This is a genomic window from Bacteroides caecigallinarum (genome assembly GCF_016901995.1).
GTDB lineage: Bacteria > Bacteroidota > Bacteroidia > Bacteroidales > Bacteroidaceae > Phocaeicola > Phocaeicola cellulolyticus.
In genome coordinates, this window is record NZ_JACJLE010000242.1 from 1 (window position 1) to 219 (window position 219).

1 rRNA gene is annotated in these 219 nt (G+C 48.4%); it reads right to left on the reverse strand.

The window, feature by feature from the left end:
• Positions 1-219: ribosomal RNA gene (locus H6A61_RS15810) — 23S ribosomal RNA — on the reverse strand; the annotation flags it as partial.

Here is a 219-nt window from a genome sequence, read left to right on the forward strand (position 1 = left end):
CGTGCAGGTCGGAACTTACCCGACAAGGAATTTCGCTACCTTAGGACCGTTATAGTTACGGCCGCCGTTTACTGGGGCTTCAATTCAATGCTTCTCCCAAAGATGACATTTCCTCTTAACCTTCCAGCACCGGGCAGGTGTCAGGCTGTATACATCTACTTTCATATTAGCACAGCCCTGTGTTTTTGTTAAACAGTTGCCTGGACCTATTCTCTGCGC